This is a genomic window from Nocardiopsis mangrovi (assembly GCF_042653925.1).
GTDB classification, from domain to species: Bacteria; Actinomycetota; Actinomycetes; order Streptosporangiales; family Streptosporangiaceae; genus Nocardiopsis_B; species Nocardiopsis_B mangrovi.
Window position 1 is genome coordinate 14,887 of sequence record NZ_JBHSFQ010000040.1, and the last position, 14,329, is coordinate 29,215.

The 14,329-nt window shown below is 75.1% G+C and carries 14 protein-coding genes; 9 read left to right on the forward strand and 5 right to left on the reverse strand.

All coding sequences use genetic code 11. The features are described from left to right. The first annotated feature begins 120 nt into the window (after positions 1 to 120). Positions 121 to 348, forward strand: coding sequence for a hypothetical protein (locus ACFO4E_RS27145; protein ID WP_378579626.1), 228 nt, complete (start codon positions 121 to 123; stop codon positions 346 to 348). Positions 349 to 443: 95 nt separating this feature from the next. After that, entirely contained in the window at positions 444 to 1,238 is a 795-nt protein-coding gene (locus ACFO4E_RS27150) for a YqeB family protein (protein ID WP_378579629.1), read from the forward strand. A gap of 73 nt (positions 1,239 to 1,311) precedes the next feature. Here the strand turns inward: ACFO4E_RS27150 and ACFO4E_RS27155 are convergent, their stop codons facing one another. Then, the gene (locus ACFO4E_RS27155; protein ID WP_378579632.1) at positions 1,312 to 3,783 is read right to left on the reverse strand and encodes a PEP/pyruvate-binding domain-containing protein; all 2,472 of its coding nucleotides are present in this window, start codon (positions 3,781 to 3,783) and stop codon (positions 1,312 to 1,314) included. A 136-nt stretch (positions 3,784 to 3,919) separates the two neighbouring features. Here ACFO4E_RS27155 and ACFO4E_RS27160 point away from each other — a divergent pair, with 136 nt between their 5' ends. Beyond that, positions 3,920 to 4,537: a TetR/AcrR family transcriptional regulator gene (locus tag ACFO4E_RS27160; RefSeq protein ID WP_378579634.1), complete on the forward strand. Its 618-nt coding sequence runs from the start codon at positions 3,920 to 3,922 to the stop codon at positions 4,535 to 4,537. A gap of 17 nt (positions 4,538 to 4,554) precedes the next feature. On the opposite strand, the gene ACFO4E_RS27165 is transcribed toward ACFO4E_RS27160, so the two are convergent. After that, positions 4,555 to 5,493, reverse strand: coding sequence for an NAD-dependent epimerase/dehydratase family protein (locus ACFO4E_RS27165; RefSeq protein ID WP_378579636.1), 939 nt, complete (start codon positions 5,491 to 5,493; stop codon positions 4,555 to 4,557). A gap of 187 nt (positions 5,494 to 5,680) precedes the next feature. On the opposite strand from ACFO4E_RS27165, the gene ACFO4E_RS27170 reads away from it, so the two are divergent. Next, complete coding sequence (locus ACFO4E_RS27170) at positions 5,681 to 6,379, forward strand: TetR/AcrR family transcriptional regulator (protein WP_378579638.1); 699 nt, start codon at positions 5,681 to 5,683, stop codon at positions 6,377 to 6,379. Positions 6,380 to 6,435: 56 nt separating this feature from the next. Here the strand turns inward: ACFO4E_RS27170 and ACFO4E_RS27175 are convergent, their stop codons facing one another. After that, the gene (locus ACFO4E_RS27175) at positions 6,436 to 7,344 is read right to left on the reverse strand and encodes a hypothetical protein (RefSeq protein WP_378579640.1); all 909 of its coding nucleotides are present in this window, start codon (positions 7,342 to 7,344) and stop codon (positions 6,436 to 6,438) included. A 188-nt stretch (positions 7,345 to 7,532) separates the two neighbouring features. Beyond that, positions 7,533 to 8,261 carry a GntR family transcriptional regulator gene (locus ACFO4E_RS27180; protein ID WP_378579642.1) on the reverse strand — a complete coding sequence of 243 codons (729 nt, stop codon included), beginning with the start codon at positions 8,259 to 8,261 and terminating at the stop codon, positions 7,533 to 7,535. Positions 8,262 to 8,378: 117 nt separating this feature from the next. Here ACFO4E_RS27180 and ACFO4E_RS27185 point away from each other — a divergent pair, with 117 nt between their 5' ends. The 5 genes from ACFO4E_RS27185 to ACFO4E_RS27205 all read left to right on the forward strand — a co-directional run bounded on the left by ACFO4E_RS27185 (position 8,379) and on the right by ACFO4E_RS27205 (position 13,438). Next, complete coding sequence (locus tag ACFO4E_RS27185) at positions 8,379 to 9,566, forward strand: CaiB/BaiF CoA transferase family protein (RefSeq protein ID WP_378579644.1); 1,188 nt, start codon at positions 8,379 to 8,381, stop codon at positions 9,564 to 9,566. After that, positions 9,563 to 10,444: an HpcH/HpaI aldolase/citrate lyase family protein gene (locus tag ACFO4E_RS27190; protein WP_378579646.1), complete on the forward strand. Its 882-nt coding sequence runs from the start codon at positions 9,563 to 9,565 to the stop codon at positions 10,442 to 10,444. The genes ACFO4E_RS27185 and ACFO4E_RS27190 overlap by 4 nt, the downstream gene beginning before the upstream one ends. Positions 10,445 to 10,542: 98 nt before the next feature. Then, entirely contained in the window at positions 10,543 to 11,886 is a 1,344-nt protein-coding gene (locus tag ACFO4E_RS27195; RefSeq protein WP_378579648.1) for a TRAP transporter large permease subunit, read from the forward strand. A gap of 43 nt (positions 11,887 to 11,929) precedes the next feature. Next, on the forward strand, positions 11,930 to 12,154 hold the full coding sequence (locus tag ACFO4E_RS27200) for a hypothetical protein (protein WP_378579650.1): 225 nt from the start codon (positions 11,930 to 11,932) through the stop codon (positions 12,152 to 12,154). Between the two features lie 282 nt (positions 12,155 to 12,436). Continuing rightward, positions 12,437 to 13,438, forward strand: a complete 1,002-nt coding sequence (locus tag ACFO4E_RS27205; RefSeq protein ID WP_378579652.1) for an extracellular catalytic domain type 1 short-chain-length polyhydroxyalkanoate depolymerase — start codon at positions 12,437 to 12,439, stop codon at positions 13,436 to 13,438. Between the two features lie 30 nt (positions 13,439 to 13,468). Here ACFO4E_RS27205 and ACFO4E_RS27210 read toward each other — a convergent pair whose 3' ends face one another. Then, positions 13,469 to 14,293 (reverse strand): ArsR/SmtB family transcription factor, encoded by an 825-nt coding sequence (locus ACFO4E_RS27210; RefSeq protein WP_378579654.1) that lies wholly within the window; start codon positions 14,291 to 14,293, stop codon positions 13,469 to 13,471. Positions 14,294 to 14,329: the final 36 nt, after the last annotated feature.

Here is a 14,329-nt window from a genome sequence, read left to right on the forward strand (position 1 = left end):
CCCGTCGCAGAGCCCGATACTTCGGGATGACCCGGGGGTCGCGATCGGCGCCTCCGGTCGGTGCGGTCCGACGCCGTCGGCCGATGCGCCGCCGCGCCCCCGCTGCCTAGCGTCGGAGGCATGCGCAAAGCCATTCAGGCGGCGGGGCTGGTCATCGCCGCGATAGGGGTCAGCGGGACCGTCGACCGGCTGCTCGGCCACCAGCCGATCATGGGTTTCCTCAACGTCGTCAACCGGTTCGTCATCCCGCATGTGGACGCCCTTGCCGGCTACGAGCTGTTCGCCAACCTCGTCATCGCGGTCCTGGGCATCAGCGTGTTCGCCGCCGCGACCCGGATCCGGGCCTAGTGGCCCGGGCGCCGGCGCGGGAGGCGGCGGATCCGGGCGACCGGAAGCAGACCCCCGCGGATCGCACATATACCGGAAGCAGAGGAGACCTGGAGATGCCGCCCGTTGTGCCGCCGTCCCGTGCCGCGACCGTTCTCGGCCCGTCGGCCGGGCTGCGCGTCCTCACCTGGGCGGGCGCCCCATTGCTGGGCGCCGGAATCGGGTCCGGGGCCGCGTGGCTGCTGGCGCTCGCCGCCGGGTGGGCGCTGGCGCTGCCGTGGACCCCGTTCGAGGGGCCCCTCGAACTCATCACGTCGTTCCCCGAGGGGCGCGTCCCGATCGGGGGCGCCGTACTGGGGGTCCTCGGCGGGCTGGCGCTGGCACTGCTCGCCGAGGGCGACTACGTGACGGTCACCGTCGGCGACGACCAGGTCGCCATCGCCCGCGGCGACCGGCGCCACGACGTGCACGCCGCGTCGGTCGGCGCGGTGTTCCTGGACGGCAGGCGGCTCGTCCTCCTGGGCCCGGACACCGAGGAGCTCGCCGCCGAAAGCGGCGAGCTCCCGAACGCGAAGCGGCTGGCGGCCGCCTTCGCGGCCCACGGCTACCCGTGGGCGGAGGCCGACCCGCACCGCGGCGAGTTCCGGCGCTGGGTCGTGGGCCACCCGGGCCTCTCCGCCGAGGCCCACGCGTTCCTCAAGGCCCGCGCACGGGCACTGGAGAAGGACGAGGCCGCGGACGCCGAGCAGCTGCGGGAGGAGCTGGCCGCGCTGGGCGTCGTCGTGCGCGACGAGGGCGGCCGCCAGTTCTGGCGCCGCACCGGCCGACCGCCCGGCTCCCCGCTCGACGGCGGCGACGGCGACGGCGACGGCGACGACGACGACGACGGCGACGGCGACGGCGAGCGCTGACGCGGCCGGGCCGGACGGCCACGGGCGGCGCCCCGCCGCCCCCTTCGCACCGCCCCGGCCGGGCCGCGCCGGGTCACGGGTCCACGGGAGAGGCGGCCGCGTCCCCGGGCCCGACGGTGACGGTTCCGGCGGTGCCGTCGACCGTGACGACCTGCCCGGTGCGGATCCTGCGCGTGGCGTCGCGGACGCAGACGACCGTGGGGACGCCGTACTCGCGGGCCACGGTGGGACCGTGCGCCATCGCCGATCCGGTCTCCGTCACCAGTCCGGCCACGGTGAGGAACAGCGGCGTCCAGCCGGGGTCGGTGGCCGGGGCCACCAGGATCTCGCCGGGCTCGATGCGGGCACCGGCCGGGTCGTGGACGACGCGGGCGGGCCCGGTGGCCCGGCCCGCGGCCGCCGCCGTCCCGCTCAGGGCGCCGGCACCGGGGGGATCGGGGGGCGCGAGCGCCTCGGGGTCCGTGCCGTCGGACAGCAGGGCGACGGGGACGCTCCGGCGGCGCAGCTCGCGCCGGTGGAGGTCCTTCCGGGCGGCCACCAGCGCTGTCCGGCCGGCTCCCCCGTCGACCGCCGCCCGCGCTTCGGGGAGGGTGAGGAACATGATGTCCCCGGCGTCCTCCAGCAGCCCCCGGTCGGCCATCTCCTCCCCGGCCAGCAGCAGCTCGCGGCGCATCCGGCGGAGCCGGTACAGGCCGGCGAACTTCCCCGCCTCGCGCAGGCCGGCCAGGACCCGGGCCCGGCGCAGGAGGACACCGGCCAGCCGGCCGCGCACCGGCCGGGCGCGGCGTGCCCGTTCGAGTACCCGCTCGATCGTCGCCTCGGCCGCGGCCCCGGCACGTGCGAACCGCCGGTCGGCGGCCTGCTCGGGGTCGGTGACGCGCAGGTAGTTGGCGATCGCGGCGAAGAGCGGAGCAGGGTCCTCCTCCCAGCGGGGCACGCCGACGTCGACCTCGGCGGCGGCGCGGTGGCCGTAGGCGTCCAGGAACGCGGGCAGGCCGATATCGGGCAGCGTGCCAGCGGCGTACATGGCGGCGAGCCGGTGCGGCGGGGTGTCCGACAGCAGCGCGCGGTGCCCGGCGGCACCCTCGGCCAGGCGCCAGAGCGCCAGGTCCATCTCGGTGGTGACGTTGTGCGACAGCCCGCCCAGGACCGTGTTCATCTCGGCGCCGTCGGCGACGCCCCGGAGCAGGGCCCCGGGCAGCGCCGTCACCAGGAGGGCGGTCGCGACCGGCCAGACCAGCGCGTCGCCGGACGGGAAGGGCGCGTCGGCGGCGGCCACGGAATCCAACCGCTCGGACGCGGTCATCGGGCCGGGCGGGGCGTCCGCCTCCCTTCTGATCTCCCCGATCGCGCGCGCCACGCGGTCGCGGGCGGCTTCCGGGCGCGCCAGCGCCCGCCCGATGCCCGCCAGGGCGCGGGGGACCGTCCGCAGGGCCACCGTGAGCACGGTGCGCCCACGGACCGGCCGGCCCCGCCGCGCGGCGAAGCGCGGATCGGCCATCACCCGCTCGACGACGGCCTGCGCCCGCGGCCCGAAGTCCACGCCCATCGCCTCGGGCAGCCGCGCACGGGTCCACGGGCTGCGGACGAGATCGGTCAGGTCGCCGTAGAGGCGTCCGCCGATCCCGACGACCGCGGCCGGCCCTTCGACGGGGTCGGCCGGGACGCCGAAGGAGCGGGCGATGCCGGCGGCCACCACCTTCAGCACGGACATGCCCATGGGGGTGAAGGGCTGGAGCATCCCCTGCACATGGCCGAATTCCAGGTAGACGCGCGGCTGCGGGTGCCCGGAGTCCGACGGGAGGGGGAACAGCGTGGTGATCGGCCTGGACTGCAGCAGCCACAGCTCGCCGTCGTGGTCGATCGCCCACTCGACGTCCTGGGGGGCGCCGAAGAGGGCCTGGAGGCGCGCGCCGGCCCGCCGCAGGGCGTCGAGGTCACGCCGGCCCAGGCAGCCCCGCTCCCCGGTGGCCGCGTCCGCGGTGGCGGTGTCCAGCACGTAGTGGTCGGGGACGGCGGTGCCGTCGGCCACGGCCGTACCCGGGCCCGCGACGGCGTCGACGACCGTCTCGGTGCGGCGGCCGGTGAGGGGGTTGGCGGTGAACATCACCCCGGCGGCCGCCGCACCGACCATCCGCTGCACGACGACGGCCATGGCGGCGGTCGCGGGATCGATCTCCTGGGCCTCGCGGTAGGCGGTGGCCCGCTCGCTGTGCAGGGAGTCCCAGACCCGGCGTACGGCGCCGACGACGTCGTCGGCGCCGTTGACGTCGAGGAACGTGTCCTGCTGCCCGGCGAAGCTCGCGTGCGGCAGGTCCTCGGCCGTGGCGCTGGAGCGCACGGCGACCGGCCCGCCGCCGAGCCGTTCGTAGGCGGCGGCGACCTCCTCCTCGGGCACCGCCGCCGCCCGGTGGGCCGCGGTGGTCAGGCAGAAGCCGTCCGGCACCCTCTCGCCCGCGGCGATCATCGCCGCGAGCCCCGCCGCCTTGCCCCCGACCAGGTCCGCCATGCCGTCGGTGATCTCCGACAGCCGGATCACGTTCATCGCGGTCCCCCTCGACCTCCCCCGCCGTCCGGCGGCGCCTGCCCGCCGGACGGCCCTCGGGCTGTTTTTACAATACGAACGCAATGTAAAAGCTCCGCGAGGACGTGTCAATACGACTGCAATGTAAAATGCCCGGGTGCCCAAGAGAGTCGACCACCGCGCCCGGCGGACCCAGATCGCCGACGCCCTCATGCGCCTCGCCGCCTCCCAAGGGCTGGAGGCCGTCAGCCTGCGCCACGTCGCCGCGGAGGCCGGGGTGTCGACGGGTATGGTGCAGCACTACTTCCGCACCAAGGACGAGATGATGGCGTTCGCCCTCGACGTCGTCATGGACGGCATCCAGGAGCGCATGGCCGCCGCCGGTGGCGGCGGGACCGGCGGCGGGGCCCGGCGCGGCGCGCCGTCGGCCCGGGACGACGTCCGCGCGCTGCTGGTCCAGCTGCTCCCGCTGGACGAGCAGCGCTCACGCGAGGGCCATGTGGCCCTCGCGTTCCTCGCCTACGCCGCGACCAAGCCGGCGCTCGCCGAAGGGCTGCGCACGTCGGCGGCCCGCATGCGAGCCCACTTGGCCGACCGGATCCGCGCCGGCGGAGTCGGCGGAGCCGACCCCGCGCGCGCCGCGGCGGCCCTGCTCGCGCTCGTCGACGGGCTGGGCGTGCACGCCCTGAGCGGGCAGCTCCCCGCCGACGACGCGCTCGCGGCCCTCGACGCCCACCTGGACTCCCTGTTCGGGGCCGGCCCGGGCACGCGATAGGCGGTGGCGGCGCCGGTTCAGGCGGCGGCGCCCAACCGGTCGCGCCACCAGGCGACCGTGGCGGCCAGCGCCTCGTCCATGGGGGTCGGGGCCAGGCCGAAGGCCGTTTCGAACTCGCTGGAGTCGACGACGAACGGGCGGACGAACTGGTAGCGGACGGCTTCCAGCTCGCCCAGCATGGGCGAGACCGTGCCCAGCACGCGCATGACCCAGTGCGGCAGCGCGGTGACCCTCGGGGCGGGGGCACCGGCGATGGCGCTCATCCGTTCGGCGACCTCGCGGGCCGAGAGCGCCGGCCCGGTCGGGACGTGCCACGCCCTGCCCCATGCGCGGTCGCCGCTACCCGCGGCGGCCAGGGCGCGGGCGACGTCGGTGACGTAGGTCCAGCTGTGGGGCTGCGCGGGGTCGCCGGCGTAAGGGACGCGCTTGCCCGCCAGGATCCTGGGGACGAAGCGCTCGCCGAGGTGCGACTGGCCGAGGCAGCCCGGGCCGAAGTAGTCACTGGCCCGGACCTCGGTCGCCCGCACCCGCCCGGCGTCGTGGGCGGCCAGCGCGTCCTGCCACATCCGCACGCGGACCCCCGCCTTGGCGCTGGTGGGGGCGTAGGGGTCGGTCTCGCGCATCGGCCCGTCGGGCACGCCGTAGCCGTAGACGTTGCCGAGCATGACGTACCCGGCACCGGCGGCCTCCGCGGCGGCGAGCATGGATCCGGCCATGGGGGGCCAGTCCTGGAGCCAGCGGTGCAAGCGGGGGTTCGCGCAGTTGTAGAGGGTGTCCGCGCCTCGGGTGAGGGCAGTGAGGCGTTCGGTGTCCGCGGCATCGGCGGCCACCCGCTGGACCCCGTCGGGACCGGAGCCCGACCGGCTGACGACGACGACCTCGTGCCCCTGCTCCAGCAGGGTCCGGGCCAGGTGCGCACCGACCTGGCCTGCTCCGACGACGATGTGCTTGCCCATGGTCCGTGTCTCCTCGGATGCGTCCTGGGGGGCCGCCCGCCGCCGACCCATGTGCTCCACGGTGGCCGCGACAGGTGATCTCGATCCGGATCGACGATCCGGACCATGAGCAATGCTCTCTCTTGCGCCGGAAAAAAGCAAGAGCAGTGCTCTCGTTTCATTCCGGTGCTCTGATATCGTCGTCGCCATGAGCGCCGGCCGAACCGCACGCGAACGCGTCCGCGAGGAACTGACCCGCGAGATCACCGACACCGCACGACGCCACTTGGCCACAGCGGGGGCGGGGGGACTGTCGCTGCGCGCCGTCTCCCGGGAGATGGGCATGGCGTCATCGGCGATCTACCGGTACTTCCCCTCGCGCGACGACCTGCTGACCGCGCTGATCATCGACGGCTACAACGCCGTCGGCGCGGCGGTGGAAGAGGCGGACGCCGCCCGCGACCGCACCGCCTACACGGCGCGCTGGCTCGCGGCGTGCCACGCGGTCCGCGACTGGGCCCTGGCCCACCCGCACGAATACGCGCTGCTGCACGGCTCACCCGTGCCGGGCTACCGCGCCCCCCGGGACACCGTCCCCGCGGCCGTCCGCGACACCACCGTCTTCGGGGCCATCGTCGCCGACGCCCACCGCGCCGGGGCCCTCACCCCCCTTGCCCGCGCCCCCGCCCCGCCGCGCTCGTTCGGCGCCGACGCCGAGAACGTCCGCGAGTTCATCCCCGACGCCCCCGACGACGTGATCGCCCGCGCCATCACCGCCTGGACCGCTCTGTACGGGTGGATCGGCTTCGAGCTGTCCGGCCAGTTCGAGAACGTGATCGCCGACCGCACACCGGCCTTCGACCACCACGCCCGCTGCCTCGCCGGCGTCATCGGCCTCCCCGGCTGACGCCGGGACCGCCGCGCGCCGCCGCCCTGTGCGGACGCGGCACGGGGGCGGCCGGGTCAGCGGGCCGTCCGTGTCCGCGGCATGGGCGGAACCGCGGTCAGGCGCCCTGATCCGCGGCCGACCGGGCGCGGGGCACGGCCCTCGGCGACGCAGTCGAGGATCTCCTTCGCGGCCAGCCGGCCCGCGGCCCGGAACGCGTACTCATTGGAGTCGACCTCGTGCCATAGGGCATCGCGCAGCACCACGTGTACGGCGAACGGCGATCGGCCGCCGCCGCGCAGCGCCAGCGCGTCGCGGACACCGGTGCCGAACGCCGCGGTGAACTCGGGCGGCAGCGGTTCCCGGCCGTCCGCGGGGCGGGCGGGCAGGTCGTCGGTGAAGGCGATGTCCTCCGCCGCGTCACCGGGCAGCGGCTCGGCGTCGGCCCACACCATGGCGAAGTAGCCGGGGCAGCCCGTCTGCATGATGTGGCGGACGTACACCCCGGGCACCGCGCGCGGAAGAGCGGGTGGTCGGGGCAGGGCATTGCGGCCGACGGCCCGGGGCCCGTCCCCCTCGGTGAGCGCCCGGTGCGCCTCCCGTGCGGCGAGGGCGGCCGCCTGGTCGAGCACCCGGGTCAGGGCGTCGGCATCAGGATCGGGGTCGGCGGCGTCCCACTCCAAGCGGCGCAGCACGGCACGCGTGCGCACCGGACGCCCGCGCTTCGGGCCGGCCGCCCAGCACGCGGTCTCCCACTCGCGGTCCAGTTCCGAGCCCAGCCTGCGCGCGCGCCACTCGGGCGGCGCCGGGTCCGAGGCCGGGAGGCGCGCGGCGAACGCGAAGTCGTCGCGCACGTTCGCCGGCAGCGGTTCGAAGGCGATGTCGAACCGGACCCGGACGCGGTCGGCGCCGCTGCCCTCGCTGTGGTCGACGCGCACGTCGATCGGGCGGGGGAGCTCCGCGGGGCGTTCATCGGGGCGGGACACGGCGGCTCCGTCTCCAGGGGTCCGGACGCGGCCGGATCCGGGTCTTCGCGGCGGCGGGGGTGCCGCGCGCGCCGACCCTAACCCGCACGGCCCCGGCACACCACCGGATTACGCGCCGACCGGCGGACGGACGGGCGGGCCGCCCCATGCTCGCACGCCGCACGACCACTCGGCCGGGCGGCGCCGGGTCACTCCCCCGCGGCCCCGGGGGCGGGCGGCCCGGGCGGGGCCTGGCCGGCGGCGGTGCGGGCGGCGGCGCCGGCGCTGATGTGCTCGGCCATGATCCGCTCGGCGGCGGCCGCATCGCGCTCCGCGAGGGCGCGCAGCAGCCGGTCGTGCGCGTCGAGGAAGCGGCGCGCGTTGTCCGGGTCGTTCCACAGCGAGACCGACAGCGGCACCGGGTTGTTCTGCCGGATCGACGCCACGTGCGCGGCGAGGAACGCGGGGCCGCCGATCTCGGCGACGGTCTGGTGGAACAGGCGGCTGTCCTCGGCGAGATCGCGGCCGTCTGCGTGCGGATCGGCGGCGAGCATGCGCTCGTGCACCTCGCGCAGACCGCCGAGCTGCCGCTCGGTGATCCGGGAGGCGGCGAGCCGCGCGGTGAGCCCTTCGACGGCGGCGCGCAGCAGGTACAGCTCCTCGGCGGCGTCGGCGCGGAGTTCGGAGACGGTCGCGCCGTGGTGCGCCCGGTAGGAGATCAGGCCGTCGCTCTCCAGGCGGCGCAGCGCCTCGCGCACCGGGGTGATGGAGACGCCGAGCCGGGTGGCGATGTCCTCCTGGCCGATGGCGCTGCCGGGAGGCAGCGCCCCGTTCAGGATCTCCTGGCGCAGGGTCGCGTGGACGTAGTCCGCCTTGCTGGCCGGCGGGAGGTGGACGTTCCCCGATGCTCCCGGACTGCTGGTCCTGCGGGCAGCCAACGGCCGGTCTCCTAGCGGTTGTCTCGCGGTGTGCGCCGCCAGTCTAGAGGAGCGGGACCTGCGATCCGGGTCACACGGGGGGTTGACCAAGATTGCATACTTTATAAGATGCAGCCTATGAAACCGCTCGGAAACATTCGGGTCGTCGACGCGGCGACCCTGTTCGCCGGCCCCATGGCGGCCACCTACCTCGGCGACTTCGGCGCCGACGTGGTCAAGGTCGAGCATCCGCGCCGCGGCGACCCTGCGCGCGGCCACGGGCAGGCCAAGGACGGGATCGGCCTGTGGTGGAAGATGCTGGCGCGCAACAAGCGCGTCACCGCCGTCGACTTCTCGGCCCCCGAGGGCCAGGAGGTCGCGCTGCGGATGCTCGCCGACGCCGACGTGCTGATCGAGAACTTCCGCCCCGGGACCCTGGAGCGGTGGAACCTCTCCCCCGAGCGCCTGTGGGAGGCCAACCCCCGGCTGGTGATCGCCCGCGTCACGGGCTTCGGGCAGGAGGGGCCCATGTCCGGCCGCCCCGGTTTCGGCACCCTTGCCGAGGCGATGAGCGGCTTCGCCGCCATGACCGGCGAACCCGACGGCCCGCCGACCCTGCCCCCGCTCGCCCTCGCCGACGGGATCGCCGCCCTCGCCGTCGCCTACGCGGTGATGGTCGCCCTCCAGGCCCGCGAGCAGACCGGGCGCGGACAGGTGGTGGACCTCGCGATCATCGAGCCGATCCTCACCGTCCTCGGCCCGCAGATCACCGCGTTCCACGCCCTCGGCACCGTCCCCCAGCGGACCGGCAACCGGTCCTCCAGCAACGCACCGCGCAACATCTACCGCACCCGCGACGGCCGCTGGCTCGCCATCTCCACCAGCGCCCAGTCCGTCGCCGAGCGCGTGGTGCGCCTCGTGGGCCGGCCCGATCTCGTCGATGAGCCGTGGTTCGCGTCGGGGCGCAGCCGCGCCGAGCACGCCGACGAACTCGACGCCGCGGTGGGCGGCTGGATCGCCGAGCGCGACGCCGAAGAGGTGATCGACGCCTTCGAGCAGGCCCAGGCGGCCATCGCCCCCATCTACGACGTCCGCGACATCAGCACCGACCCGCAGTACGCCGCGCTCGGCTCCATCGTCCACATCCCCGATGAGGAGCTGGGCACCGTCGCCATGCAGAACGTGCCGTTCCGGCTGTCGGAGACCCCGGGCGAGATCCGCTGGGCCGGGCCGCCCATGGGCGCGCACAGCGAAGAGGTCCTCGGCGGCCTCGGCTACACGCCCGGCGACATCGCCCGGCTGCGCGCCGCGGGGGTGGTCGCATGAGTGCGGCCGCCGCACCGATCGTCACCTGGCTCTACGTCCCCGGCGACCGGCCGGACCGCTTCGAGAAGGCGATCGCCGCCGGCGCCGACGCCGTCATCCTCGACCTGGAGGACGCCGTTCTGGCCGGGGCCAAGGGCGCCGCGCGCGCCAACATCGCGCGGTTCCTCGCCGAGCGCGCGGACCGGGAGCCCGGCACCACCGGCCGGCCCGCCCCGCAGGTGCACGTCCGCATCAACGCGCCACGCGGCCGGCACGGGGGCCGCGACCTCGACGCCCTGGCCGGGGTCCCCGCTCCCGACGCGGTCCGGGTGCCCAAGGTCGACTCCCCCGACGACGTCGACGCCGTCGTCGCACACGTGGGCGCCGCCACCCCCGTGCACTGCCTGCTGGAGAGCGCGGCGGGGGTGGAGAACGCGGCGGCGATCGCCGCCCACCCCCGCGCCGAAGCGCTGGCGCTGGGTGAGGCCGACCTCGGCGCCGGCCTCGGGCTGCGCGGCGACGGGGCCTACGGCTGGCTGCGCTCGCGGATCGTGCTGGCCGCCGCGGCGGCGGGGCTGCCCGCCCCGGCGATGGCGGCCTACGTCGACGTCGCCGACACCGAGGGCCTGCTGGCGTCATGCCGGGCAGGCCGCGACCTGGGCATGTTCGGCCGGACCGCCATCCACCCGCGGCAGATCCCCGTGATCCGGCGCGCGTTCACCCCCACGAGCGGCGACGTCGCCCGCGCCCGCGAGGTCGTCGCCGCCACCGAGGGGCAGGCGGCCGACGGGGCCGGCGCCATCGCCCTCCCCGACGGCCGCTTCATCGACGCCCCCATTGTCGCGTCGGCGCTGCGCACGCTCGCGCTCGCCGACCAGCTCGGCCGGGACGCCCTCTAGCGCCTCCGGCTCCCCGCCCGGGCGCGCACCGCGCGCACCGGGCCCCTCCAGGGGCCCCGCCCCGACACCCTCCCCCGGCTGACGGGATTAGGAGAACCATGATCGGCCTCTGGGCGTTCGTCGCCTACATCAGCGTCATCATCGTGTGGAACGTCGTCGTCAAACGCGGCATCGGCGAGGCGATGCTCCTCGGATTCATCGTGGTCGCCCTCTTCGGCGGCACCGACGCCCCCGGCCTCATCTGGGCGGGGATCGCCTCCGCGGCGACCGAGGAGGTCGTCTTCGCCGCCTCCGCGTTCGTCTTCATGGGCTTCCTGCTCAGCCGGACGGGGCTGGTCGACCGGCTGGTCGACATGCTCAACTCGATGCTCGGCCGGATGCGCGGCGGACCCGCCTACGTCTCGACCCTCGCCTCCGCGCTCTTCGGCACGATCTCCGGGTCGGGCTCGGGCAACGCCGCCACGGTCGGCACCATCACCATCCCCTGGATGATGCGCGCCAACATCGAACCGCGCCTGGCCGCCACCATGGTGGCGGGCAACGCCGGGCTGGGGATCGCCATCCCGCCCAGCTCCTCGCTGTTCATCCTCACCGGGATGGGCGCGGTGAGCGCGCTGGTATCGGCCGAGGAGCTGTTCCTCTCCCTGTTCGTCGGCGGTGCGTGGCTGGTGCTCTACCGCCTCTTGCTGACCTGGGTGCTCGTGCGCCGATACGGAATCGGCTCGGTCGACGCCGAGCACGTCCTGCCGCTGCGGCGCACCTTCGCCGCGGGCTGGCACTCGCTGCTCATCTTCCTCGGCATCGCGGTCCCCGTCGTGCTGACGACCGGTGCCATCGCATCGGGGCTGGACTCCTACGCCGGGGCCGGGACGATGGAGGCGATCAGCATCATCACCTGGATCCCGGTGCTGATCATCCTGGTCACGCTGCTCGTCGGCCGCAAGAACCTGCCGCGCGGCGCGCGCGGCTGGTGGGGGCTGCTCGGTGCGGCCGGTCCCAAGTTCGGCGTGATCGGCGCCGTGCTGTTCTTCGCCTTCGCCGCCTCCACCGTGCTCGGCGAACTGGGCATGGGCGACCAGCTGAGCGCCCTGCTCGCCATGATCGAGGCGCCCGTCTTCGTGCTGGCCCTCATCGTCGGCGTGATCGTCCTGGCCGCCGCGGCGCCGCTGACCGCCACGGCGACCATGGTGGCGGTGGGCTCGGTGGCCTTCACCGCACTCGTCGCCGCGGGGGTCTCCCCGACGGTCGCCGCCGTCGTGGTGCTGCTGTTCGCCTCGACCGAGGGCGCCTCGCCCCCCGGTGCGGCCCCGATCTACATCGCCAGCGGCATCGCGGGGGTCGACCCCGCCCGCACCTTCGTCCCGCTGCTGCTGTGGTACGTGCTGCCGACCCTGCTGATCGGCGCGCTCGTCGCGGTCGGCTTCCTCCCGATCCCCGGCTGACCGCCGTCCCGTCCGCCCGCACGACGAACCCCAGGGGTTGACCATGACCAAAGCACTCGACATCGCGTTCCGGATCGGGCTCGGCCTGTTCCTCATCGGCGGATTCGCCCTCGTCCTGGCGCAGGCCGCGGCGCTGGCCGCCGGCGCGGGGCCGGCGGTGGTCTCCGCCGCGGAGACCATCGGCCCGGCCGTCTACACGGCGGCCGGCGTCACCGGCATCATCGCGTTCATCCGCTCCTACCTGGAGAAGTGGGAGAGCGGCGACTGACCGGGGGGTGTAGGACCCGGTGACGCCCGGCGGCGGTCGGCCGCCGGGCGTCCGGCGGAGTCGGTCCTGCACCGGGGGCCCGCCATGGATGCCGGCCACACACGGGCACCGCGAATTGTGGCGGCCGAACACGCGTGAAACGCGTCACGTTTTTCGTATGTTCCTCATGCCCACGCCGGACATCGCCTCCCCTCCGGGCCCGCGGCGCCCACCGGACCGCCGCTCCGGGGGAGGCGGCCGTCTCCGGCGAAGCCGCACGCCCCCACGTTCCGGAGGCCCCCCATGCCGTCCGTACCCCGCATCCGCTCTCCGCTGCCGACCCGCACCCGCACCCTGCTCGCCCTGCTCGTCGCGCTCCTGTGCGCCGCCACCGCGCTCGCGCCGCCGGCCAGGGCCGCCGCGCTCACCGAGGTGACGGGTTTCGGGACCAACCCCGGAGCGCTGCGGATGTTCTCCTACGTGCCCGACAGCGCCGGGAGCGGCGCGCCCCTCGTCGTCCTGCTCCACGGCTGCACCCAGACCGCGGCCGGCTACCACGCCAACTCCGGCTGGCAGAAGTACGCCGACGCCGCCGGGATCGTCCTCGTCTACGCCGAGCAGCGCACGGCGAACAACGCCTCCCGCTGCTTCAACTGGTTCCAGCCGCGCGACACCGCCCCGGGCGCGGGCGAAGCGCTGTCGGTCAAGCAGATGGTCGACCACGCGCAGGCCGCCTACGGCGCGGATCCGCGCCGGACCTACGTGTCCGGCCTGTCCGCGGGCGGCGCCATGACCTCGGAGCTGCTCTCGGCCTACCCCGCCGCCTTCGCGGGCGGCGCCGTCGTCGCCGGGCTGCCCGCCGGCTGTGCCGCTGATCTCCTGTCCGCGTTCACCTGCCAGAGCCCCGGACGCGACCGGACGCCCGCGCAATGGGGCGACGCGGTCCGCGGCAAGAACCCCGGCTACACCGGGCCGTGGCCGCGCGTCTCCGTCTGGCACGGCACCGCGGACACGACCGTGGTCCCCGCCAACGCCCGCGAGTCCCGCGACCAGTGGACGGATGTCTGGGGGCTGCCCCCGACCCCGACCTCGACCCGGAGCCTGCCCGGCGGCACCACGGTGGAGGAGTACGCCGACGCGTCCGGCACCCCGGCCGTCACGACGTACCTGATCGCCGGCCTGGGACACGGGACGCCGGTCGACCCGGGATCCGGTGCCGACCAGTGCGGCACCGCCGCCGCCTACTTCCTGGACAGCATCTGCTCCACCTATCACACCGCCCGGTCCTGGGGCCTCGTCGGATGAGGCGCCGCCCGGCCCCCGGCCGCCCGCGGGTCAGTCCCCCGGGCCGGCCGGGCCGGGCTCGGCGGCCGGGTCCGGCAGCGGTTCGCCGGTCTCCAGCAGGGTCTTGAGGCCGGACAGCAGGTGCGGCCAGCCCTGGCCGACCATCGTGCGCAGGGTGCCGCCGGGCTCGAAGTCGTCGTGCACGACGGTGAGCTTGACCTGCCCGTCGAGGGGCTCGATATCGAACGTCACCTTCGACCTGCGTTCGCCGGCCAGCTCCGCGAGCACGTCGGCGTTCACACCGACGGCCTCGGCCCACTCCGGCGTGAAGGTGTGCCAGGTGTAGGACAGCCGGCGCCCCGGCACCGATTCGAGGACCACCTGGGCGGGGTCGGCGACGGTCCCCCCGGCCTCCCGCCAGGTGACGGGCGATCCCACCGCCCAGTCCGTGTCGAAGGACACCCCCCAGTAGCGGGCGGTGAACGCCGGGTCGGTCAGGGCCTGCCAGAGGCGTTCGGGTGTCGTCCTGATGTAGGTCGTGTAGACGAACGCGTCGTCGCCGCTCATGTCGGTCTGCTCCAATGCCGTCTTCAGGTCGGCGAGCGCGGTCGCGCGCTCGCGGTCGTAGCGCCGGATCCACCGGTCGGCTATGGCGTTGATCGGCGCGGCGTCGAGGAAGTGCAGCTTCTCGCGCCCGCGCCGCGCCGTGGTCACCAGGCCGGCCGCCTCCAGAAGCGCCAGGTGCTTGCTGACGGACTGCCGCGCCATGTCCAGGCCGGCGCACAGTTCCCGCAGGCTCTGTCCGTTGCGGGTGTTCAGGCTGTCGAGCAGCCGCCTGCGGCTGGGATCGGCCAGCGCCTTGAACACCTCGTCCATCCCGCACCTCCACATACGCAGCCGTACGGCTGCATG

Bases quoted from the DNA above. Each gene is read 5' to 3' on its own strand.
- ACFO4E_RS27145 (WP_378579626.1), top strand. From the start codon at position 121: ATGCGCAAAGCCATTCAGGCGGCGGGGCTGGTCATCGCCGCGATAGGG.
- ACFO4E_RS27150 (WP_378579629.1), top strand. From the start codon at position 444: ATGCCGCCCGTTGTGCCGCCGTCCCGTGCCGCGACCGTTCTCGGCCCG.
- ACFO4E_RS27155 (WP_378579632.1), bottom strand. From the start codon at position 3,783: ATGAACGTGATCCGGCTGTCGGAGATCACCGACGGCATGGCGGACCTG.
- ACFO4E_RS27165 (WP_378579636.1), bottom strand. From the start codon at position 5,493: ATGGGCAAGCACATCGTCGTCGGAGCAGGCCAGGTCGGTGCGCACCTG.
- ACFO4E_RS27170 (WP_378579638.1), top strand. From the start codon at position 5,681: ATGAGCGCCGGCCGAACCGCACGCGAACGCGTCCGCGAGGAACTGACC.
- ACFO4E_RS27185 (WP_378579644.1), top strand. From the start codon at position 8,379: ATGAAACCGCTCGGAAACATTCGGGTCGTCGACGCGGCGACCCTGTTC.
- ACFO4E_RS27190 (WP_378579646.1), top strand. From the start codon at position 9,563: ATGAGTGCGGCCGCCGCACCGATCGTCACCTGGCTCTACGTCCCCGGC.
- ACFO4E_RS27195 (WP_378579648.1), top strand. From the start codon at position 10,543: ATGATCGGCCTCTGGGCGTTCGTCGCCTACATCAGCGTCATCATCGTG.
- ACFO4E_RS27200 (WP_378579650.1), top strand. From the start codon at position 11,930: ATGACCAAAGCACTCGACATCGCGTTCCGGATCGGGCTCGGCCTGTTC.
- ACFO4E_RS27205 (WP_378579652.1), top strand. From the start codon at position 12,437: ATGCCGTCCGTACCCCGCATCCGCTCTCCGCTGCCGACCCGCACCCGC.
- ACFO4E_RS27210 (WP_378579654.1), bottom strand. From the start codon at position 14,293: ATGGACGAGGTGTTCAAGGCGCTGGCCGATCCCAGCCGCAGGCGGCTG.